Annotated in this window: 17 protein-coding genes; 9 read left to right on the forward strand and 8 right to left on the reverse strand. The window is 48.6% G+C overall.

The features are described from left to right. Positions 1-150 precede the first annotated feature (150 nt). Positions 151-501, reverse strand: a complete 351-nt coding sequence (locus tag H6F76_RS14260; RefSeq protein WP_190509139.1) for a response regulator — start codon at positions 499-501, stop codon at positions 151-153. A 488-nt stretch (positions 502-989) separates the two neighbouring features. Beyond that, complete coding sequence (locus H6F76_RS14265) at positions 990-1,703, reverse strand: Crp/Fnr family transcriptional regulator (RefSeq protein WP_190509141.1); 714 nt, start codon at positions 1,701-1,703, stop codon at positions 990-992. Positions 1,704-2,248: 545 nt separating this feature from the next. Between H6F76_RS14265 and H6F76_RS14270 the strand changes: the two genes are divergently transcribed. Further along, complete coding sequence (locus H6F76_RS14270) at positions 2,249-2,485, forward strand: hypothetical protein (protein ID WP_190509143.1); 237 nt, start codon at positions 2,249-2,251, stop codon at positions 2,483-2,485. After that, positions 2,473-2,583 (forward strand): NAD synthetase, encoded by a 111-nt coding sequence (locus H6F76_RS31520; protein ID WP_190449369.1) that lies wholly within the window; start codon positions 2,473-2,475, stop codon positions 2,581-2,583. Before H6F76_RS14270 ends, H6F76_RS31520 begins: the two co-directional genes overlap by 13 nt. Before the next feature lie 36 nt (positions 2,584-2,619). Here the strand turns inward: H6F76_RS31520 and H6F76_RS14280 are convergent, their stop codons facing one another. From H6F76_RS14280 to H6F76_RS14300, 5 genes are all read right to left on the reverse strand, one after another. Further along, entirely contained in the window at positions 2,620-5,058 is a 2,439-nt protein-coding gene (locus H6F76_RS14280; protein WP_190509145.1) for an acyl-CoA dehydrogenase, read from the reverse strand. 118 nt (positions 5,059-5,176) lie between these two features. Beyond that, a complete protein-coding gene (locus H6F76_RS14285; RefSeq protein WP_190509147.1) occupies positions 5,177-6,358 on the reverse strand; it encodes an acetyl-CoA C-acyltransferase in 1,182 nt (393 codons plus the stop codon). A 103-nt stretch (positions 6,359-6,461) separates the two neighbouring features. Then, positions 6,462-8,804 (reverse strand): 3-hydroxyacyl-CoA dehydrogenase/enoyl-CoA hydratase family protein, encoded by a 2,343-nt coding sequence (locus tag H6F76_RS14290; RefSeq protein WP_190509149.1) that lies wholly within the window; start codon positions 8,802-8,804, stop codon positions 6,462-6,464. Between the two features lie 20 nt (positions 8,805-8,824). Then, a complete protein-coding gene (locus H6F76_RS14295; RefSeq protein ID WP_190509151.1) occupies positions 8,825-11,002 on the reverse strand; it encodes an AMP-binding protein in 2,178 nt (725 codons plus the stop codon). 932 nt (positions 11,003-11,934) lie between these two features. Continuing rightward, on the reverse strand, positions 11,935-14,526 hold the full coding sequence (locus H6F76_RS14300; protein ID WP_190509153.1) for a cache domain-containing protein: 2,592 nt from the start codon (positions 14,524-14,526) through the stop codon (positions 11,935-11,937). Positions 14,527-14,793: 267 nt separating this feature from the next. Here H6F76_RS14300 and H6F76_RS14305 point away from each other — a divergent pair, with 267 nt between their 5' ends. From H6F76_RS14305 to H6F76_RS14335, 7 genes are all read left to right on the forward strand, one after another. Next, positions 14,794-15,585, forward strand: coding sequence for a pentapeptide repeat-containing protein (locus tag H6F76_RS14305; RefSeq protein WP_190509155.1), 792 nt, complete (start codon positions 14,794-14,796; stop codon positions 15,583-15,585). 388 nt (positions 15,586-15,973) lie between these two features. After that, positions 15,974-16,468 (forward strand): hypothetical protein, encoded by a 495-nt coding sequence (locus H6F76_RS14310; protein WP_190509156.1) that lies wholly within the window; start codon positions 15,974-15,976, stop codon positions 16,466-16,468. 1,038 nt (positions 16,469-17,506) lie between these two features. Then, the gene (locus H6F76_RS14315; protein WP_190449361.1) at positions 17,507-17,866 is read left to right on the forward strand and encodes a hypothetical protein; all 360 of its coding nucleotides are present in this window, start codon (positions 17,507-17,509) and stop codon (positions 17,864-17,866) included. After that, the gene (locus H6F76_RS14320; protein WP_190449360.1) at positions 17,863-18,771 is read left to right on the forward strand and encodes an SPFH domain-containing protein; all 909 of its coding nucleotides are present in this window, start codon (positions 17,863-17,865) and stop codon (positions 18,769-18,771) included. Before H6F76_RS14315 ends, H6F76_RS14320 begins: the two co-directional genes overlap by 4 nt. An 835-nt stretch (positions 18,772-19,606) precedes the next feature. Beyond that, positions 19,607-20,344: a hypothetical protein gene (locus tag H6F76_RS14325; RefSeq protein ID WP_190509159.1), complete on the forward strand. Its 738-nt coding sequence runs from the start codon at positions 19,607-19,609 to the stop codon at positions 20,342-20,344. Between the two features lie 41 nt (positions 20,345-20,385). After that, positions 20,386-20,943, forward strand: a complete 558-nt coding sequence (locus tag H6F76_RS14330; protein WP_190509161.1) for a YtxH domain-containing protein — start codon at positions 20,386-20,388, stop codon at positions 20,941-20,943. Between the two features lie 221 nt (positions 20,944-21,164). Further along, positions 21,165-21,932 (forward strand): hypothetical protein, encoded by a 768-nt coding sequence (locus H6F76_RS14335; RefSeq protein WP_190509163.1) that lies wholly within the window; start codon positions 21,165-21,167, stop codon positions 21,930-21,932. Between the two features lie 323 nt (positions 21,933-22,255). Here H6F76_RS14335 and H6F76_RS14340 read toward each other — a convergent pair whose 3' ends face one another. Continuing rightward, entirely contained in the window at positions 22,256-23,065 is an 810-nt protein-coding gene (locus H6F76_RS14340) for an SDR family NAD(P)-dependent oxidoreductase (RefSeq protein WP_190509291.1), read from the reverse strand. Between the last annotated feature and the right edge of the window lie 298 nt (positions 23,066-23,363).

The following is a 23,363-nucleotide window of genomic DNA, read 5'->3' on the forward strand; positions in this document are numbered from 1 at the left end:
AAGTTGAAGGAGTTCCTTAGAGAGGCTGAAGCTCGTACCGCTGCAACCTTACATCAAGCCATTGCACAAGGCTTAGGGCAGATTACCTTAGACGATGTACGCAGTTGGTTTACCCATGCCTGCTACTGTACTTGATTAACCTGCTCACCGCTATAAGTGCCGACAAAATCCCGCCGTGAGCGCATGTATTTGATCATGCTCAGTCGTGCAGACGGTCAAGGCGATCGTTGGCAGTTGCACCTGATACATTGCTTCCAAGTCTTTTACCTGGCTTATGAGCGCGTAGCCATCTTCACCTGGCAGCAGCAGTTCGCTAATCAAGAGGTCGGGAAACGCTTGGTGCAGGCTGGCGATCGCCTCACGGACGCAGGTAGCGGTAGTTGTTTCAACCCCATAAAGCTCAAATAAGTTTGTCAGTAAGACTCGAGAATCGGCATGCCCATCAACGACCAGCACGCGTAAGCCTGACCTTAAGGAGGCAGCATCAAACATAGCAATCATCGCAAGCAGAGAAGGATGTAAGGCAACAGATAGCCGACCAGAGCTGCTTGCTTTATCCTCGGAGCCAGAGGCAAGGCGTTTCGTCCTAGCAAACTAAGCTCCAGCATAAGGGTTATGGTGCTGGCATTCAGTACGGTCTCGTACGATGACGATCCTATCTGGATTGTGAGCAAGGATTCCACTGGAATCCTTGCTCACAAAGCCCCTCAATCTCATACCAACTTAAACAGACCCTACGACAGAACATACCTCCAACCGATCCCCCTCAGTTCCCCTTGATAAGGTGGAGCTGAAGGCAGGGGGTTCGCCTCTGTCGCATTCACAAATCAAATTGGTATCACAACTGATTTAGGACTGCTATATAGAAGTAACGTAGGTGCATTTAGGGTTGGTAGTGCTGCAAGCGCTCAAACTGAGCCACATTTGTGCTCAAGGGAAGTGCTTTAAGGTGCTTCCCTGACTAGCTTTGGCTACCAACATGAGTGAGGTTACGGGAGTGCTCCAGGCTTTGTGCCAAGCAAGCGATTGTATTCCGCCTTGATCGCTTGAAAACACTCACAGGCTGAGCTTTCTAACCCTGTTGCCTGCAAGATGTGAATGTGCCCACGACGGTAACGCAGCAAACCGCGCTCTTGAAACCTGTGGGCGGCTAGCGTGATGCTTGAACGCGGTGCCCCTAACATGGTCGCCAGGAAGGACTGCGTGAGGATGACTTCATCCCCTGCTACACGGTCATGCACTTCCAAGAGCCAGCGAGCTAAGCGCCGTTCGAGCGCATGGCGGCTGTTACAGGCAGTGTTTTGAGCCATTTGCGCAATTAAGGCTTGCGTATAACGCAGCAGCACCGCACGCACGGCAGGATAGCGATCAAAGGCAGCTAGTAAGACCCGTGCCTCGAGCTTGATGGCGCTGCCTGTGACCTGCACCATGTAGGCAGTTTGTGTCATTGCGCTACGCCCCATCACGGCGTTTAGACCAATCATTTCACGGCTGCCGACAATCCCTATAGCGGCGCTAACACCATCACTCATGGTCAGTGTGATCGCCAGTACACAATCTAAAGGAAAGTAGAGTGCAGCGATGATGTCCCCTGGCTCGTGCAGGCGATCGCCTTTTGACAACACGACTGTTTCCATTGCAGGAGCCAACTCAGTCACGATCGCTGGTGGCAAAGCACTCAGCAGGTGGTTGGTCAAAGTCATGCTCAACTACTTCTTGGTCTTGCTTGGCATTGTAGGACTAACCAAGTACCTTGTCTACAAGAGACCTTCTGCACAAAGCATCGAGGTCTATTAACTGAAATCAGGGCTACATGAGCAAGATGTGCCTTGCATACTAAAGCGCTGCTATACCAATTCCCTTTTGGCACGCTATAGCAACAGGATGAGGGATGCATAGAAGCCCTTGCTTGAAGGACGTTTCAAGATTTATGTCTGTCCTAACGTTTTCTCCGACTGCGACAACACTCGAAAAGATAGGTTTCGCTTTCAGAGAAACAAGTCTGAGCGTAATTTGTAGCAAACTGACAACTATGCAAACGCTTTGATGTCCGGGTTGGTTGATGGGCTATGAGTGTGCCGGGCAGTCGAGACCCGAATACTGCTGTAGACAGCTACGAAGATCCACTGGTACTGCTGAAACAATACAATGAAGCGACAGTGTCGCCGACCAGTCACGGCTAGCGTTAATGCTCAATGATCGTTGGGCTGCACGCTTGATGCCGCGCGGTAAAGCCAGGTGAAGAGCCTTGACAAGCTCGCTTCATAACGGTTCGGCTGGCTGTCCTGTTGTCGTTTTGGTGCCGCTTGCGATCGCCCTTACATTAGGATGCAACGCGTTTTTGACTCATGACAAGCTCAAGCAGGTGACTCACTGGTTAGACCACTCGATCGCACAACGCCCAACGAGCCTCAAAACGTCGCTCACGCATTTGATTAGAACAGTTAACGTAAGGCACAACGGAGAGAACCGATGGAACCACTGAATAGCATGGACATGGTGTTGGGAGGCTTGGCGATCGCCATTTTTGCAGGTGGACTGGTGATGCTGGTGTCGGGGGCGTGGTCAGCACGGGATAAGTAAGCACTCTAGCTCGTTCCCGTTGCAGTCCGCTTACAACTAAACCAGCATCATTGTGGCAGGAATGGGTTGTGTACCCGTCTGGTAATCCTCTAGCGAAAAGGCATCAACCTGAATGGCATCATTGCGGGCAGCCTCTGCTTCACGCACCAACTGTGTCTCCGCTTGGGTAATCACACCCGCACTCAAGGCGGCATCCAGCAATGTCTCTGGTTTCGCTTGAGGCAACTGTCCCGTATGACTGGCTGCTTTGATGGTTTTGAGGATTGCTTCGGCTTGCAGTGATAGGCGCAAGGCTTGCTCTAACCGTCCTAATGGTTCATCAGGATGAGATGGGATGTAGATGTTTGCCGTCAGACGATCGCGCGTTTCTCCCGGAGTCTGCAACAGGTGGGCAAGTTCATGCCCCAGGTCATCGGAGGGTGGAAGACCGATCGGATTGAGCCGCCACCATGCCATCACCAATCCTCGGAAGATACCGCCCAGTATAGGAATGGACAGATTGGCAAAAATGCCTTCAAAGGCTTGCTGGATCTGAGCAAAAGCATACCGCATCGACCAATGCACCAGAGGCAAGTCTGCTGGGTTGCGACCCTCTGCCTCAAAACGACGTAACGTCGCCATGCCCAAATACAGCCAGGACAAACTATCGGCAAAGCGTCCAGCCAGCTTTTCGCGCCGCTTTAAACTGCCACCAAAGGACAGCAGAACGAGATCGGTGAGAAAGGCAAATGTTGCCGATGCCCACGCCAGCTTACGGTAGTAGTTTGCTGTTGCGCCTCCAACCGGAGAACGAATCAATCCTCCATGCGAGAGGCTGAGCAGCAGGGTACGAAACCCATTGCGTACCATAAAACCAATGTGGTTCCACAAAGCCTGATCAAACGCGATCGTGTCTCCATTGTTTAACGCCTGCACTTCTTGATAAACATAGGGATGACACCGAATGGAGCCTTGCCCAAAAATCATTAACGTGCGGGTGAGAATGTTAGAGCCTTCCACCGTGATGGGAATGGGCATGGCGGTGTAAATATTTGCCAGCAGGTTGCGCGGACCCCGACAAATACCCGACCCACCCAAAATATCCATGCCATCATTCGTGATTTTGCGAGCGAGTTCCGTGAACTGATATTTGGCGATCGCCGATACCACTGATGGTTTTTCTCCCTGATCCACTGCTCCAACGGTATAAAGACGAGCCGCTTCCATCAAGTAGGTCAACCCACCAATCCGTGCGAGCGGTTCTTCAATGCCTTCAAAGCGACCGATGGAAAGCCCAAATTGTCGTCGTACGGTGGCATGAGCGCCAGTCACTCGCGTCACTAATTTAGCCACGCCTGTACAGGTCGCCGGAAAGCTAATGCCTCGACCCGCCGCCAGTGCCTGCATCAGCATTTTCCAACCCTGGCCCGCTTGCTCAATACCACCAATAATTTGATCGATCGCAATAATCACATCACGCCCTTCAATCGGCGAATTGTAGAAAGGAACGCCCATCGGGTCGTGCCGTTTCCCTAAAATAACACCGGGGGTTTTGGCTGGCACCAGAGCGCAGGTGATGCCAACGTTTTCAGTGTCACCCAGGAGATGGTCTGGATCGCGCAGTTTAAAGGCAAGTCCAATTAAAGTGGCGATCGCGCCGAGCGTAATGTAGCGTTTGCTGAAATTCAAGCGCAGGTACAGCTTGCCATCGTCGCCGCGAAACACCACTCCGTTTGATGTAATACTGGCTGCATCGGAGCCAGCGTTGGGTTCTGTAAGGGCAAAGCACGGAATTTCGTCGCCACTGGCTAAACGCGGCAGGTAGTAAGCTTTCTGTTGCGGCGTGCCGTAGCTGAGCAAGAGCTTGGCAGGACCCAGAGAATTGGTCACGCCAACGGTGGCTGTATGGGTAAACGATCGTGACGCTAGTTTTACCATCACTGCACTGTATGCCAAGTTAGAGAAACCTAACCCGCCATACTCTTTGGGAATCATCATGCCAAAGAAGCGTTCTTGTTGCAGGTAAGCCCAGACCTCTGGTGGCAGGTCTTTGCGACGCTGAATGTCCCAATCCGTTGCCATGCGGCAGACTTGCTCAACAGGACCATCTAGAAATGCCTGTATTTCGGGCGTTACTTGAGGGTAGGGTTCCTGGAGTAACCGCTGAAAGTTTGGTGCACCTGAGAAAAATTCACCTTCAATCCAAACGGTGCCAGCGTCGATCGCGGCTTTTTCTGTAGCAGAAATGTTTGGTAGAAGATGGAGTGTTTGAATGCCCTTCATGATGGGTGCCGTCAGCAGGCGACGACGGAGCATTGGCACGTTTAACATCAATGCCAAAACAGCAAAGATACCCCATCCCCAAAGGGGGCTATGAAAAGTCATCAGGGTTGCTGCACCGTACAACGTCCACACCCAAAGTGGAACCCCCACATACCCCAACAGGAGCAACAAGAAAAACAGACCTGGAATTGCGATCGCCAATGGTAGAGACATGATCGTTCACCAAATCAATAACGGATTTATGGTCAAAGAGGCAACTTTGCGTAGAGATGGGTTTTAACCAAAAATTGAGCCTTTAAGCGATGTCATGGTCATCAAACCCACCCTTGCGTCAAACCATCAAATTCTCGAACACACCAGCAGCACCCATGCCACCGCCCACACACATGGTGACCAGTCCATAGCGAATGCCCCGTCGCTTCATCTCATGCAGTAACGTAGCGGTGAGCTTTGCGCCGGTCATACCTAGTGGATGCCCCAGAGCGATCGCGCCACCATTGACATTGGTGATGTCTTCGTTCAAACCCAGCTTACGAATGACCGCAAGGCTCTGTGCCGCAAAGGCTTCGTTCAGTTCAATCAACCCAATGTCATCAAGCGTTAAGCCGACCTGCTGCAACACTTTTGGTATAGCGGCTACAGGACCAATGCCCATAATTTCGGGTGGTACGCCAGCGACAGCAAAGCCCAGCAGTCGCCCCATTGGCTCTGCACCCAGTTCATCCACCATCCGCCGATTCATCATGACAGTCGCGGCGGCTCCATCCGACATTTGAGAAGCGTTACCTGCTGTCACGGAGCCTCGGCTGTGGAAAACGGCAGGCAGTTTGGCAAGGGCTTCTAGACTGGTATCAGAGCGAGGACCCTCATCAACCCGCAGCACCGTTTCAATGGTTTGGGGTTTGCCATCAACATAAAGCGTTTCCTTTACCGCGATCGGAATCACTTCCTCATCAAAGCGTCCGGCTTGAATTGCTGCCAGTGCACGTTGATGCGATTGCAGTGCAAAAGCATCTTGATCGGCACGAGAAATGTGATATTGCTGCGATACATTCTCCGCGGTGATGCCCATCGTGCAATAGACTTGGGGCGTTTCTGCCAACAGCTCTGGGTTTGGAGCCATCCCATGTCCCCCTATGGGAATCAAGCTCATGGATTCCGCTCCTCCTGCCACCATCACTTCCGCCTGCCCTGTTTCAATCGCCTGTGCTGCTAGGGCGATCGCTTGCAGCCCAGACGCACAGAAACGATTAACCGTTGCTCCAGCAACGCTGTCGGGTAGCCCAGCACGTTGGGCAATGACTCGTCCAAGATTGAAACCCTGTTCAGCTTCAGGGAAGGCACAACCCATCACGATGTCATCAATCAAGTCAGGTTCTAGCCCTTTGACGCGATCGATGGCGCTTTTCACGGCGATCGCACCCATATCATCGGGGCGCATAGTGTGAAGTACCCCACGCGGGGCTTTACCAACCGCCGTCCGAACACTGCTAACAATATATGCATCTTTCATGACGCTCTCCTAATATGTGTTGGGTAGAAAGGGCAATGAGAAGTTCTAAGTTGGTTGAGTGGTCAGCTTTTAGCCTTCATCCTTTATCCCCCTCCCCCATTTCCTAATTCCGCAATGGTTTTTTGGTCTTCAACATATGAGCGATCCGCTCCTGGGTTTTGGGCTGGCTGAGAAGGGGCAAGAAGTGTTCCCGCTCCAGTTGCAGCAGGTAGTCTTCATGAACCAACGCAGGAGCTGTGAGGTCTCCACCCGTCATCACGTAAGCCAACTCAGTGGCGAGGTGGCGATCGTAAGCACTGGCAAACCCACCTTGTTCAAACACGTACGCCATGTGTTCTAAGACCGCTCTGGCAGGACGACCGAGCACCATGATGGCGGTCTGTTCGGGTGGTGGAGTATAGCCCAGACGATCAAGGTGAAGCACTTCGGCTTTCGCTGCAAAGAGACGGCGATTGCCATTCATTAAAATCCGGGTATCGCACGGCAGATAGCCCATTTCCTGTGCTTCATAGGCACTCGAAGAAACTTTCGCTGTGGCGATCGTTTCAAACGCTGATTGCAAAAATGGCTGAATTTGGCTGGCTGAAAGGCTCGCAGTTCGTTCAGACACACGCGCAACCGTTCGCATGATGCCACCGGCACCCGGAATCAGACCCACGCCTAATTCCACCAAACCAATGTATGTTTCTGCGGCTGCAACCACGTGTGGACACGCCATCACCAATTCACAGCCTCCGCCCAGCGCTCGCCCTTGAATGGCTGCCACGATCGGTTTGGGTGCATAGCGGATACGCTGCAAAATGGCTTGAAACTGGACAATGAGATCTGCGATCGCATCGAAGTTGCCAGACTGCGCCATCATGCCGATCTCGGCGAGATTAGCCCCACCCGAAAAATGAGCGCTATCGTTTCCAATCACCAGCCCTTTGAAAGGTTGGGTTTCCAGCAGATCTAGGACTTCGGCTAAGCCTTCAACTACCTTTAAGCTGAGCGTATTTCCTTTAGAGCGAAACTCATACAAAACCACACCATCGCCCAAATCCAATAGCGCCGCTTCTGAGTTTTGCCAGAGTGTATGGGTTGGATTCGCTTTGAGGGCAAGCAAATCGATTTCATCCGTTGGCATTTCCATCGGCACATAGTGTTGTCCAGGCTCATACACATGATGCTCATGCCAGTAAAAGCTTGTAGCACCGTTGTGATGCATCGTTTCTACCCGTGAGGGTACGCTCATATCTGCCGCTTTCATGTCAGCTAGCACCGTCTCAAAGCCTAAAGCATCCCATAGCTCAAAGGGACCTAGTTCCCAACCAAAGCCCCAACGCATGGCGCGATCGATTTCCACCGGGCTATCGGCAATTTCAGGTAGGCGGCGCGCACTATAACTTAACAAGTCCAGGGTCATTTGGCGGAAGAGGGTTCCGGCACGACCAGTATCCTGGTACAGGGCACAAAGGCGTTCCTTCAAAGGCAATTTGCTCAACGCCTCGATCGCGCCCAAAGCCATAGGTTTTGCGGGTTCATATGCCAGCGTTTCAAGATTCAAGGAAAGCAGTTCACCCGACTGTTTTTTGTAAAAGCCCTGTCCTGACTTAGCGCCCAGGGTTCCGGTTGTCACCAATTTTTCCAGCACAGGGGGAACACGGAATAGCTCTCGGCTTTCATCATGGGGAATTGCCAGATACAGGTTTTTGATGACATACAACAACGTATCCAGACCTACCAAGTCGGCAGTACGGAAGGTTGCAGATTTTGGGCGACCCACAAGTGTGCCAGTGAGCGTATCAATTTCCTCGATCGTATAACCCATCTCAGTCCAGGCTTTTAGCCCCAGCATGATGGCATAGGTGCCAATCCGGTTGCCAATAAAGTTGGGCGTATCCTTAGCAACCACTACACCCTTACCCAGATGCAACTGTCCAAACCACCGCAGGCGCTCCAAAACCTGTGGATCAGTGTCCGCCGTGGGAATGAGTTCCAGCAACCTAAGATAGCGTGGTGGATTGAAAAAATGCGTACCTAAAAAGCGTTGTCGGAATGATTCTGAGCACCCCTGAACGATCGCGTGAATCGGCAAACCACTCGTATTGGTGGACACGATTGTGTCCTCGCGGACTACTGCTTCCAGTCGTTCCATCAACTGTTGCTTCACATCAAGCTTTTCCACTACTGCCTCAATGACCCAATCAACCGTCGCTAAGCGATCGAAGTGGTCATCAAAGTTACCTAGAATAACGCGATGGGCAACCTTGGCAGTAAAGAAAATGGGCGGTGAAAGTTTGAGCGCTTTCTTAAACGACGCTTCTACCAGAGCATTTTTGTCACCCGCTTGAGCAGGAAGATCCAACAAATGGACGGTAAGGCCCGCATTCGCAAGGTGAGCGGCAATTTGGGTTCCCATCACTCCGGCACCCAGGACAGCGGCGGTTCGGAACGGTTTAAACATGGTTCTAAAACCCATTTTTGTTAGGTGGTTAATCGTGGATTTAACGATTGGGCAAAGGCAGGACAATCCGATGTGGAAACAGAAACGATCGCCACGGCTGCGGTATCGCGCTCGTTGACCCGTCGTTCCAAATCATCTTGATAGAGGGCAGCTATGTCGGTGACGAACATGGCGATCGCATGCGCCCGATCAATGTTTCCGTTTGATGTGAGCAGCCCATTTTCCACAGAGACTGTGGCGTTGATGAGCCGAAACCGTTTCACAGTAGCCCAATACGGCAAATGACAATTAGCAGCATCAACGACGGCTCGATACAGTGCCAGAATGGCTGGATGCTGCAACAATGTTTCCAGCGACCCATCAATACCGTTTTCCAGGGCCTGCACATGCAACGCCTCTAGATTCGGTACAAGCAGCACGGCACAGAATTTTTGCTCAGAGCCAACGACGACCGCGTGTGCCACCAGTGAGGATCGTTTCAAGCGCTCCTCGATCGGCTGTGGCACAATATACTTGCCTGTTGAAAGCTTGAACAATGCCTTCTTGAGACCTGTAAGCTTGAGCATTCCTTCATCGGTAAAGGTGCCCAAGTCACCCGTATGGAACCAGCCTTCAGTGTCAATGGCTTCCTGTGTCATAGCAGAATTCTTGTAGTAGCCCTGCATGACATACGGACTACGCACCAAAATCTCACTATCGTCTGCGATCGCCACTTCCACTCCAGCAATGGGAACACCCACTGTTCCGGCTCGATTCCACTGCCCACGATTGCAGCAAACGACAGCACTTGTTTGCGTCAAACCATAGCCTTGAAAGATCATCATGCCTGCGGCTGCAAAGGCATTGACAATCTCCGCGCTAAGGAACGCCCCGCCACAGATAAGATACTTCAGGCGATCGCCAAAGGTTGCCCGCCACTGGGAGAGCACAAACCGGTCGGCAACCTTTAACAAAAGCGCATATAGCCCGGTCGGTGCCTGTCCTAATTCATAGCGTTGAGCTAGTTTCAGCGCCCCCTGGAGTAACAACTGATTGCATCGCACTGGTACCAATTGCAGTAAGGATAGAGTAAGACGAAGGTACGCTTTGAGCGAAACAAGGAGCGGAAAAAGTAACGATGTGGTTCTGTCGTTAATAATCCCTTCGCTGTAAGTTTGCTCCTTCACTATGATTTGTGGCGATCGGTAGCTTCTTTCTAAAATCTTGTCGTAAATCTTCTCCAGAAAGAGTGGCACAGTGACTAAAACAGTGGGTCGAACATCTTTGAGATGTTTAAATACGCGCTTTGGATTTGAGAAATAGATGCAATGACCATAGTGAATGTGCCCATAGAGCATGACTCTGGCAAGCACATGATTTAGGGGCAAAAATGAAAGCACAACTTCCTGTTCGCCACGCTTTAAGTTCTCAATGCCTGAAAATGACGCGATCGCGTTAGCAGAAAGGTTTTCGTGACTGAGCATTACGCCCTGCATCTGCCCCCTTTCATCTGGAATATAAATGATGGTGGCAAGGTCATGGGGCTTTAATGCCGCACGCAGTTGTTGTAGACGATCGACTGAAACGTTAGTCTGTCCTTGCTGTTTGACAGTTTCAAGTACCAGCACTTGAATACACTGGGGCACCGTTGCTAACGGTTGATCAGCATAAACCGAATGAGACACTAACGGAATTTCTAGACAAGCAGATTCAGGAATCGCACTGCCGCTTGCCAAAGCGCGATCGTCCGTCGTTGTACCGACTGATGACATCACACAAGTCAACTGCGCTGGCAGCCAGCCGGATGGTGCTTCAGCCACAATCACCGTCTGCAAATGAGGTGTCTTGCCAAGATAGGGCGCAATTTGCGTCAGCAGATCCACATTCGAGACAATGAGTGCTTTCGCTTCACTGTGCTGTAGAACAAAAATAATGTGTTCCAGTGTTTGGGTTAAATCAATGGGCACGTCAACTAAACTTGCTAAAAGACATGCCATATCAAGCAGGCAAAAATTGAGATCACTATGCATTAAAAACGCAACGCGATCGCCCTTCTCTAGCCCCAAATCTAACAATCCCACTGCCACCGCTTCAGCAAGCGAGCGGAAAGCCTGATTTGCCAAAGGTTGCCAGCCTGTTTCTGTCCATTGATGGAATGCATGTTCATTCGGAGTGTTATTACACGCTTCATCCAATAAAGAGGACAGTGTTCGACCCAAAATGACCGCCCCCGAGTGCGGAGGCGCTGCGTAAATTCTTTCAACGCATGACATTTCTTTAAAGTACTAAAGTGTATTGATGTCAATTTCGTGGAGATTAATTACTCCTCCACGCAACGCACTGGGCACAAAGCCCTTGCTATGAAAGATCAATCTTTAAGACAAAAACCTTCTCTGCGCTGTTTCTTGCACTGGGGGATGCTCAAATCTTCCAGGGTAGCGATCGATTAAAGAGACATTCATGTAGGGAGAGAATGAGCAAACGAACGCCTGACTCGCTTCAGTTACTCTAGAAGCTAGACATCCAATTAAAGTTAGATCAGTATGGGCAATGAACAGTTCAACCTCTAGATGAAGCGCGAAAAGGAAGGTTGATAAATCTCTAGGAACAGAAATTAAATCAGTTGGAATTTGTTAGAACCACAGCACTTCGGCAAAGCTCGCTGGGATAATTTCAAGTTGGCTTGCCAAAGGTTACGCTCCTACAGCCAAATAGCCGATGTGATTTAGTTTTCGCTCCTCAAAACGCCAAATTTTCAGAGTAAAACCTTACTAATTTTTTGTGCCTCCTTTAATAGGAACACTAGCCTCACACATTGCAAGTCAACAGTCTTCGGGAAATAACCACCCCTGCAAGTACTAGCTGAATACTATTAAGTGTAGCCAACTGAAAATTGAGTTTGTTGATTTTTATACAATTCTTGAACAAACCAGGTGCAGGTGAGGTGTTAGCCTGCCCTAGGAAACTTTAGCCTGTAAGCGTTGTGATCGCACTACGGCACAAGTTTGTAAGTAGCTGGGCGTAAATCTATAAGACGCATTGAGCGAAGTCGAAATGCTCTCAGTCTTGTGTGACGGCAGGTTGAGCGCAGTCGAAACTCGGTCTCTCAGTAATACTTAATTTAGCCCTCCTACTTAGCTAACATTAAGAATTACAGCAAGGCACTTCGGAGGCTTACTTTAAAGGTTGTCCAACCATCTTCGCTGTTGACTGTTATTTCGCCCTCCAGTTGCTCAACCAGCTTCTTTACTAAAGCCAGCCCCAAACCAGTGCCACCTTGATTCCATAAATCCGAATTGGGTATGCGGTAAAACTTCTCAAAAATGTGGGAAATTTCTGCTTGGGGAATCTCTGCCTGGTTACGAACTTCAAATTGTGTGATCAGCGAAGGAGGTTCATCAGCATGAGAGGCATCGAGGTCTTGGTGAAGCGTGAAGCAAATTTCGCCGTGAGACGGAGTATATTTGCAAGCATTGTTGAGTAGTTCTGCTAAAAGCCGTCCCAAGTTGTCAGGGCTGGAGTGGAGGATGTGTGTTGTTGGAGGTAGATTTAACGTGAAGGCTTGCTGACGATCATGCAGTCGCGATTGAAACGATTGGATGATGGGAGGCAGCCACTCTTGTAAATCAATGGGTTGTAGAGTGATTGATTGAGCGCTGGCTTCCAAGCGCTGTAGGTCGAGTAGATCGTTAATCAGGTCAACTTCTCGTTTACACTCTGTTTCTAAAATGTTGAGATATTTCTGTTGCCGCTCCAAATCGGGTGCCAATCGCAGCATATAGATAGCTAATTTCATATTAGAAACGGGGGTTCGCAGTTCGTGAGACACCGTACTCAAGAAGTCATCTTTAAGACGATGTAATTTCTGCAATTCTTCAACTTGGCTTTGGGCTGCCTGGTACAGTCTTGCCTGACGCATGGCGATCGCACATTGATTTGTGACCTGTTGCACCAAGCGAATTTCCAGATCGCTATAAATATGATCGGATTGCTGGAATAACCAAATATCTGCCAAAATGCTTTGTTCGTCAAAAATAGGGCAGGCGAGGATGCTGGCGCGGGAGCGACCAAAATTGGGAAACAACTGACACAATTGGAGATCCTGTCCTCGCATAAGGGATTGATGGATGCCAAAAGGATCAGTATCTAGCGAGATCCGCTGCCCTCGACTAGCAGCCCAAGTGGGTTTCGCATATTCGTAAGTGATGTTTAAAACATTTTGCTCCAGGTCATAAATAGCTGTTGAGCAACATTCCACCCTAAGTACGGCGGTTAATTCCTGCATAACAGTTTGCAAAATTTGCGACTCGTCCAGGGTGTCACGCACACGATCAGTAATGCGTTTGAGCGTTGCCTCAAAATCAAATGCTTGCTTCAGTTGTAGCGATCGCTCCTGTAACTCTGCCGTTCGCTGTTCGACCCGCACTTCAAGTTCCTCATTGGCAGTTTCCAAAGCGGCAAACGAGGCTTGCAACTGCATGGACATCTGGTTAAAGGCTTGAGTGAGGCTATCTAATTCCTCAATGTTTCTAGCCGTGATGGTTTGATTTAACTTGCCATGTGAAATTTCTTGAGCTGCTGCAATCACACGGGCAATGGGACGGGCAATACATTGGGATGTGAGGATACCCATCAAGGTGGAGACCACTAATGCCATCAAACATAGCAAAATTGTAGTTCGGGTATTCGCCTCAATGTGTTCCATAAAGTCGGCTTCTGGAACGCCTACCACAATCAGCCAATCTAATCCATAGCGATCGCTAAATGGAGCGACCTGAATCAAGTATTGTTGCTGGTTAATAGTGTAGGCAAGTTGCTGACTAGCCCTGATATTACTGAAGTTGCCGAAATAATGTTCAAGGTATTGGGCAGTTTGTCGGGTGACTGGATCTCGACTGGCGATCGCTGGTATCCGTTCCCTCTTTTCCTCTCCACCCGCCCGTCGTGAGCGAAACGGTTGCTCAGAGGTAGAACTCGCGATCAGGTTACCCGATCGATCCACAATGAAGGTTTGCCCCGAACGTCCAATCTTCAAGTTGCTGAGAAAGTTGCCCAACTCTACTAGAGACAGGGTGGCATTGGTCACTCCTAACAGCTGCCCCCTTTCGTTATAAACAGGTCGGGTCGCACTGATTGCCAACCCCAACGATGAGAAGTAGGGATAAACGTTAGTCCATGTTGGCTGTTTGGCTTGAACAGCCTCGACATACCAGGGGCGGGTACGTGGATCAAAGGTAGTGTTGACCTTAAGCAGGCGATCGCGGTTGCCCTGTTGGTCGATACTATAGGTATGATATTTGCCATTCGTAGATGCATCAATCACCCGAATGACCAGCGAGCCATCACGCATACGATCGATCGAGTGGATGGTTCCTTGTTCACTGCCAAAGGCGATCGGTTGTGTGGCGTTAAAAATGTGCATTTGCTGCCAGAAATGTCGTTCCAGGCTCGCTGCATTCTGCAAATCTAACGTGCCAAATTGAGCGGCATTTGCATTGATTTGGGTCACAAGTTGGGGCTTTGCGACATAATCTGCCAGGTGTTGAGAGATCCGTGCTGTTACTTCATTGCGTAACTGTGATGCAACATCATTGACTGCCTTCTGACCATTGCGTAACGAGAAGAAAGCGGTTAATCCAACTGCAATCGAAATTTGCAGAATAAAGGGGATAATCAGGACAGCACGAAGCGGCACTCTAAGGCGAGGCTGTGATGCTGGAGGTAATGGTTCTTGCAGCCGCATTAATGCTCTTCAGCAGATTAAGCTGGGAAGTACAACTATTCCCTAGCGTACTTCTTAAAACATAGCCAGTGATTTTGTTTGAATAATTTCTCAAATAAAGAATAGAAGCTAATAAGCATGAGTAAACTCTAGAAAGACAAATATAGACTTGTGGTGTTGCCTCTTAATAAGTAACCTATAACCCCTTTTGCTGTACGACGATTCCTTTCCCCCCATTCTTGACCACTGCCTTGTAGCATAAGGAAGAACCCCACTTGTCTCGATCGCATGAGTGACTTTGATCGTTACTATCGAGTGCTAGGACTAAAACCTGGAGCGTCCCTTGAGGCAGTCAATCAGGCTTATCGCCAGTTGGCGTTTCAGTGGCATCCTGATCGCCTGCCTAAAGACGATCTAACGCTACAAGCGGAAGCGCAAGAAAAGCTCAAAGCACTTAACCAGGCACGGGATCAGTTGCGTTCGCGCCCGCTTCACCGCCAAGCGCAGACTGACCGCGATGCCGACAGAAAAGCAGACCGAAGCTATGCTGATCGGAGACAGGCTCGTGCTTACTATCACCAGCCACCACGTCCAGAGCCATCGCAAACTCAATCTTCTCAAGCCGCTCCACCGCGATCGTCTGCTAAACAGCCCTCCAATTTTGCGTCTTGGCAGCAGCCGTCGCCTCGACCTGCCTCAGCAAGCCGTCGGGCTACAACCGATTTAAGCGGTACTGATTGGCAAGGAGCCGATTTGCGAGAGAAAGATTTCTCCGGTCGTAATTTGAGTCAAGCCAATCTAAGCCACGCGAATCTCAGCGATGCTTTTTTGCATAAAGTTAATCTTTCCAATGCCAACTTAGCGAGTGCCAATTTATTTCGTGCCAATTTGCTGCAAGCTGATCTCCGCCATGCCAATCTTCAGGGTGCCAATTTAATTGGGGCTGACTTAAGTGGCGCTGATTTAAGCGGCGCTGACCTTCGAGGAGCCAAAGTTGGCTTTGCTGAGCGCATCATGGTCAAATTCACGGGTGCCATCCTTACGGGGATGATTATGCCAGATGGCAGCATTCACACTTAGGCTGCTTCAAACACCAAAACCTGGTCTTGTGAGGTGCTGCCATCTGGCTCAGCTTGCTAAAAACTGTATGAAGGGGATAACACCGTTCCTGACCATGAAGGAACACAGCACTAAAACCTTGATGAGGCAATGGTTTTAGGGAGTGGGACGGCGTAATGGCTGACGTGTAAAGCTTTGAGAACTTGTGCCAGTCGAGAGTAAGTTTGGAAGGGAAAGGCGATCGCCTGGTTAGCCGTGCTGATCAAAGGGCACTTTAGAACAAACAGAGCTATCGCCAACCTGTCACTGTTTGCCGTTGCTTGCGTTGTCATTAAGTGCAGCGTGTGTGGCAGCTTTGTCTGGGTATTTTAGGCAGACAGCCTTTTAATCAAAGTAGCACCAACAGCTTATGACAGGCATGATCGACAAGCTTTACGAAGAAACCTACAACGGGCGGTTGCTTGAAATTTATCGTTTTACGCAGTCGATGCCGGGTGTCGTAACTGCTTCTTCCATCACTGCCAGGGTAGATGGTTACGAATTGCCCAGCCAATTCGCCTGTTGCACTTATGAGCCTTTTAGCGAGTCTACGGCACGCGGCGGACTGCCCACTCTAGAATATGCGTCGGCACTCGCAGCCGCCAAAGCTTATTGTGATCACGAGGCGGAAACCCTGGCACAACGTGGCGACGAACAACTGGCGCTCCCGCTCACCTACCGCGAAGCGAAAACCTTGCTGCATGCCCTGGATGCTGCGCCGTGGCAAGAGCGCCTAGCGACGCGCGAACTGCACGATCGCCTGGACGCTTTACTGCAAGCACCAGCGGCTGTCAGAGAGACATATCCAAATAATTTACTCGCGCGTGCCCTTACGAAACTACGGCGTTTGGTGGGTGGCGAGTGACGTTATACGGAATCGTAGAAAGCAAGCTTTAGTAGCTATCGATCGGTTCTAAGTCTTTGCTGCAAACCATAATTAGCAAGGCTTATATGTACACTCATCGCCGAACCATTCGCTTGCATACCGACCGTCTTAAGATGATTAGTTGATTCCCAAAAACTACTAGCTGCGGGTGAAGTGGGTCGTTAGGTTGTCGTACGCAGTGTAATCCCATACCTTACTTTTAAGATGAGAAAGACACTAATCATTCTTTTCATATCTTCTCTCCACTTCGTAGTTACCGTAGTTGTCTTTTTTATTTCATTTGGTATAAGTTGGACGCGTCTCGCTGGCGCTCCACCTAGCGTTCTCGAGATTATCATTAATGCCGCAACAGCAATTCTGCACTTTCCACTTGTCATGTTGCTAGCTCCCATTTTTTCAAACTGGGAATCTAGCTTACTAATACAGTTTTTGCAATTTGTCCCCAATAGTATTTTGTGGGGTATTGGTTTGTATTTCTTAACTGCATTTATCAAAAAAAGAAGCCGAAACCGCTAAACAGCAAGCTAATAAATGTGTCGCAGTGGAATATTGTTTAGCTCTATTAATCTATTTGACGCTTACATTTTGGATGAGTATGCTTCTCGTGCTCCTTTAATCAGGAGAGCCTTATATGGGTAACTAAGAATGGCTTTCTCCAGCAAAGGTGGTGGTAGCGAGAGTACCTGTGAGTTGGCAATCGCCCTAACGCCTGCCAACTGCACTTTATGAGCGCCAAGGCCACCACTCTGTTGGTGCGGACGGAGCAGCGGTTATTGGTAGATGTTCGAGGTTAGCTGCAACCACTAACTTTTATCATTAGACCTTCAGTGGTAACGCTTTAGATCCGTAAGTAGCGTGCAAATTGTCCTTCGTAGCATGCTGTGATAGCGCTACGATCGCGCCACATTCTCAAGAAACTGGGTGTTAACAGTCGTGCTCATGTCATCGCGATCGAATTTTAGGTTGTGCTGTTAAAGCGAACCGGAATAGACCTACCGAATCTTGTAGTTCACTCTTATGCAGAAAACACTCAAAACCTGGATCATAACCGGATTGATTGGTGGTAGTTGTTCAATCGCTTTGTTGTGGAATGCGCCACAGGTGATCAACTCCAACTACTGGTGGGTCGGCTTTCTGATGGACGGTGCCGCGATCGTCTTTCCCATTGCTTTTGGTGCCAGAGTTTTCACTCGGTTGCAGCGAGCTACGAAAGTCGCCATGCTAATCCGTCGTGAGACGAAGGTACGGGTTTCAAGCTGGGAATGCTTAGATGTGCCCCCAATGTCTAGGGATGAGTGCTTAGAGCGGTTGGAAGTGTTTAAGTCCGATCGCCAATTGTTTGAATCACCACTAAATGTTCTTAAAGAGGAAAAATGAAATTGAATCTCGGTAACGTTGCGATCGGTGGTCTAGCTTTGGCTGCTACCGTTGGGCTGTCAGGCTGCAACGTGATTCTTGGTGAGTTGGTCGATCCTGGCTATGTTGCTTTACTGGTCGATAGCTACGGGCAAGAGAAGGGCATTGAGAACGCTCAAATCTTTGAAGGTGGGCGTGTCCGTTACAACACCGCTACACAACAGTTCTATGAATACCCAGTTTTCTTCCGTACTTACTCCTTTGCCAAAGAGGATGATAAGGATCAATCAGTCAATTTCTCGATCGGTGGTTCCTCAGTCAGCATGGACTTAGGCGTGACCTACCGCTTCCGCTACAGTCCCGTTAGCGACGATAAACCGAAGTACACTCGTCTACATGAGTTTTTTCGCTTGTACCGAGTCGCTCCAGATGAGTTTAATAATGGTGCCTTGCGAAATGCTTTGCGAGATTGTGCAAACGAAGCAGCCAGCGGTCTTGACCCTGTAAAACTGGCAAGCAGTGCGGCAACATTTGCAAAGCCTGTGCAGACGTGTCTCGCTAACAAGTTTCCCCAGCTAGACATTAAAGAAATCTCGTTGCTCAATCCACCACGACTGCCAGAAAACATTCAGGCTTCCATCAACCGTGCTTTTCAGTCGCAGCAGGATGCACAAACGGCAGTCGCTAACAAAGCGAAGGCAGAAGCAGAAGCAGGCGCTAACAAGGCGAAAGCGGAAGGTGAGGCTGGCGTAAAACGGGTGCAAGCTGATGCTGATGCTTACGCCAATGAGAAGCTGGCGAAGTCAGTCACACCTGCATTAATCCAATACGAACAACTACAAGTGGAGAAAGCCAGAGTTGAGAAGTGGAATGGTCAATACGCTCCCACTGTGCAAACTCCCAACGTGCAGTTAGGCAACAAGTAAAAGCAGGGCAGCGCAAACCAATCGTCAGCCAGCCAACTCAACCGCTATATTCTCTGATTACCATTGACGGGCAATTCTAGATTAGAAGCGGTTGTATCACTTCAATGTTGGAATAACTTTACCCACTCGTTGCCTCAATTAAATTAGACCTAGTAGGACTTTTAAGCGGTTCCATCTTTGGAGCCGCTTAAAAGTCCTACTTTAATAGATGGAATTGATTAGAAACACGTTTGAGTGAAAAGTTGCTCATCGTCACTTGTTGCAACTTGGCTCACACATTATTTATACTAATACTTCTTTTTTGGCAGCCAATGGCTTTCAATAGTAGACGATCGCTACCGAACAAAGTGAAGCAACTAACAAGCGACGCCCGAACCGCAGGCTGAAAACAACAAGTGAGGTTTTATAACCTGCTGCATGACTTGCTCTTTTACCCTTATTGTTCTCTTCACCATTCATAAAACGCACGACCACTTTATCAATTCAAACAGAAGCTATTCGATGGTAACTCTGTCAGCAACTCAAAGAGCCACTACTTAAAGTTTGTGCATAAGCCCTAATTAGATAACACCTACCGATGTGCTTCTATAGTATGAAGCTAAGTATACTACTCAACTACATTTGAAGCTGCAACTTTAGGTATACTCTTGCCTTAAAGATCTACATCCACAGATAAGGTAAGTAGCTAGTTATAAGTGCTTATATAGCGGGTATGCCACGCTTTGCTTCAGGTTAGGCTGAAGGCATTTTTAGCCTGAAGAAAGTAAGTTTTGATACCGAATTGATTTGCTTTCAAAATAACTAGTGAACCATCTTATATACAGGGGAAGCAACGATGATCAGTAACCAGCAGCCTGAAATGCAGGGTAGCGAAAAAATGCAGGATAGTACAAGTTTTGTACCTGATAGTACCAGCTCATCCTATGCTCCTTCAAGTACGACTGTAGAATCTGCAACCGTAACACCGTCGAAAGAGCCTATTATGCCCAACAGCAAAACTGAAACTAAATCAGCGGGAAAAGGCTTTAATCCTACCCTTGCTAGAGCATTAGTAGGAGGGCTGATTGGTGCAACCTTAGGAACATTAGCGGGTGCTTTAGCCAGTAAGAAAACGTCTAATGGTGTTAACCATGCCGTTGAAGGTGTAGGTAATGCGGCTAAAACAGTAGGTTCAGGGCTGAATCTCGCTGCTAGAGGTGTAGGAGATGCAGCTAAGAGTATTGGCGAAGGCGTCGGCTATGCAGTAGTTGGTAGCAGTGTAGATACCGCAAAGGGCATTGCTGATGGCGTTAAGCAAGTAGGAACTGTTACTGCTGAGGTAGCGCAGAGCGGTACAAAGAGCATTAACCAAGCGATAAAAGGTATGGCGAATTCAGTAGAAGCTTCCAGTGAAGCAGCCAATCAATCAATTGTTGAGGCAGCAGAAACAACTAAAGCTGTGGCTGATGATATCGAAGCGTCTATCAACCACGGGCTAGATGAAATGCAGGTCGAAGCTGATATCTCGACTCAAACTGAGTTTAGTGATCAAACTGAATTTAGCCCAACCCAAGGATACATCTCCAGTATGTAAGTCAGCTATTCCAAGGAGAAAAGAACGATAAGGAGATTAGGATGGCAAGTAGTAGCAAGCAGCGTTCTACAGGAGATGAAACCGCCCTTGATGAGCCTGCAAGAATCCCTTACGCTGACCCAGATTCTGAGATAACAGACAATGGCTTTGCTAGGGTTGCGCTCGGGGTGCTTATAGGAGCCACTTTGGGTGGAATTGCAGGTGCTTTAACAAACAAAAGGGTAGTCGATCGCATCAACCGCACTGTAAAAGACGTTGGCAATACCGTTAAAACGACGGCTGTAAGTGTCAATGATACTGTTCAGGAGGTTGGGGATGCCGTTTACAGTGTTGCTACAAGTGTTAACGACACGGTGAAGGATGCTGGTGGCACAGTTAAGGAGACAGCCGAAGGTGTTAGTGGCACGGTGCAACATGCGCTAGGTGCTATTAGAAACACAAGCAAGGATGTTAACGGTACTGTGCAAGAGACATTGGAAGCAGTCAAGAAAGTTTCTGAAGATATAAACACCTCAGCGCAACCGAAGGTTGAAAAATCAAGTGGTGAAACGCTCTACAAGCTAGTTCCTATCAACTCAGCTGATGAAGCAAACCTCTAAAAACTTTGAGAAGCCTAGAGTAATTTAGATGCTTCACGAGTTTTATCAATGTACAAAGGGGGTTTCATAATTATGCTACCTATTAACATAATGTTAATAGGTAGTTTCTATGAGTAAGCTTTCGATTAACCTACCTGAAGCCCTTAGCTTTACTCAAGGCTAGATCTGATGCAGACACTTACTAACAACCAACTTAATACTAAAAGAAGCAAAGAATAATTATGCATTGGCTCCAAGGACTACTGAATAAAAACAGATCTGAGCCTCCGCAGGTCACAAATATTCCAGAAGAACAAAGCTCTACAACTGTGCAACAAGTCATTGTTGAAGAAACAGTTATGGCTGTAGCGCAATGGTTAATTACTTTACTTAATCGGAGTATGAAATCAAAGCCCACTTCTGACAGCAAATCTGAGGAGAGCCCACCTACGGATCGCATTGCTCCGATCGAGGATTTGTTATCAAAGTTTGGTAATTTGATTGAACAATTACATAAACGTGACCAGGAAACAATTGCCTTGCAAAACCGCTTGGCTGCAATCGAAGCATCATTACAACAGAAGAGTAATTTAGAACAGGTCAAGGAACTTAATCAGCTGGTTGCAGGGTTAGATAGCCGTCTAACTCGTATTGAAGCCTTTGCAGAGTCTATTAATATTAATGCGATCGAAGCGCTTCTAAGCAAAGACACGAGCTTGGAGCAGCAAGTTAAGGAAACTAGCCAATTAATTGCCAATTTGGATAGCCGTTTAGTTCAAACGGAAACTTTGATAGCACCTGTCAATTTTTTGGTAGAGCAAAAAGAGCAAGACAACCGAACCTTGATTACTTTGAAGGAGCGCATCATTCAGCTAGAAGGTTTCATAGCTCGCTTTCGAGCTGTTCCCAGAATTGTGGAAGGGAACTACCGAGCCATTGCTTCATTACAAAATTACCTTGGTACTTCAAAGGCTCACGAAAATGGAAACTACAAAACTCCTCATCTTTAGAAAGGATGCTTCTCTTCCATTGGGTAGCCAGATGGTTTGTACTAAGAATCAAAAACAGTTAGCTAGCGATACCTGAAGTAGCCATTTTGTGAACATTAAACCTACTTGTGAAGAGTAAGAGCAGGCTTTTAATCTGGGATTGATGTGAAAGACTGGGTATTAGCTCATAGCAGCAGTTGCAACGGTCTTAACCGTGTTGATGGCTTCATTGGTAGGAAAAAGACAAGACACATGGCTCTTCAATCTCGGTCATTTCGGCATCGATGTGTCTTACCATAAAGCCTCAAGTTTAAGATTGAACGTGGCGATCGCAACTGCAAGGATTACTCCTGGATAGACGTTACAAGGCGATAGCGATTTGCGGAATGTACCTGGTTGAGATTGGGCAGCATGACCTGCCGAGCCGCGTCAAAGGTATTCCACTGCTCCGCATCAGGAAGTGATGGAATGGTAACAGTTTCGCGGCGATCGAAGCCAACTAGGGCGGCATCTACTAGATCATCCACTTCCATCACAGGCGGTAGCGCATTCAAATCCCAACCTGAGCGCTCCCAGATTTCCGTTCGCGTTGATGCTGGTAGAACAGCCTGGACATAAATTTCTTTCGGTCCAAGTTCGGAGTGGAGACCTTGGCTAAGAAAGAGGACGAAGGCTTTGGTTGCGCCATAGACCGTCAGACCAAATTCCAGTACTAACGCAACTGCCGAACTGATGTTGATAATCGCGCCATCGCCTGCTTCGACGAACCGTGGAGCAACGGCACTGGAGAGCCGCGTCAATGCTGTGATGTTGAGGCTAATGATTTTAGCTATTTCGTCCGAGCTTTGCTGGACGAAACTGCTGGCAACGCTGGCACCTGCATTGTTAATCAGGACACTGATGCGTGCATCAGTGCGTAGTCGCTCTTCTACCTGGGCGAGTTCACCCATTTCGGTAAGATCTGCCTGAAGGATGTCAACTGTCACCCCGGTTTCCTGGCGCAGTCGGTTGGCTAGAGCTTCCATTCGAGTGCGATCGCGCGCTACCAGCACAAGATTGTAACCACGCTTTGCAAAGCGATCGGCATAGACGGCACCAATGCCACTGGATGCTCCAGTAATAAGTACGGTCTGATTAGCTAGGCTGTTCGTGATTGATCCTGAGTAATGTGTGTAAGGGTTTATAACGTTTGAATGGTTTAGAAATACCTGGTTGTTCTAACTGTCTTGTCACAGGCAGCAAACGTTTGATACCTAGGTATTGGCTTCGGGGTCTCTTCAATCTCTATTAGATTGGTGAGCTTAATGCCCGCTTTGGTTACACTTCATTCTTCAGCGATCGCTTAATCCAGAACAGTCAAGTTCTTTGAGTTAAAACGCGATTTAATTGTTCTGCATTGAAGAGCAAGCAGTAGGAAGTGAGCCAGGAGCCGTCAAACCTGATATGCTTCAG

It is taken from the genome of Leptolyngbya sp. FACHB-321 (genome assembly GCF_014695975.1).
GTDB lineage: Bacteria > Cyanobacteriota > Cyanobacteriia > Leptolyngbyales > Leptolyngbyaceae > Stenomitos.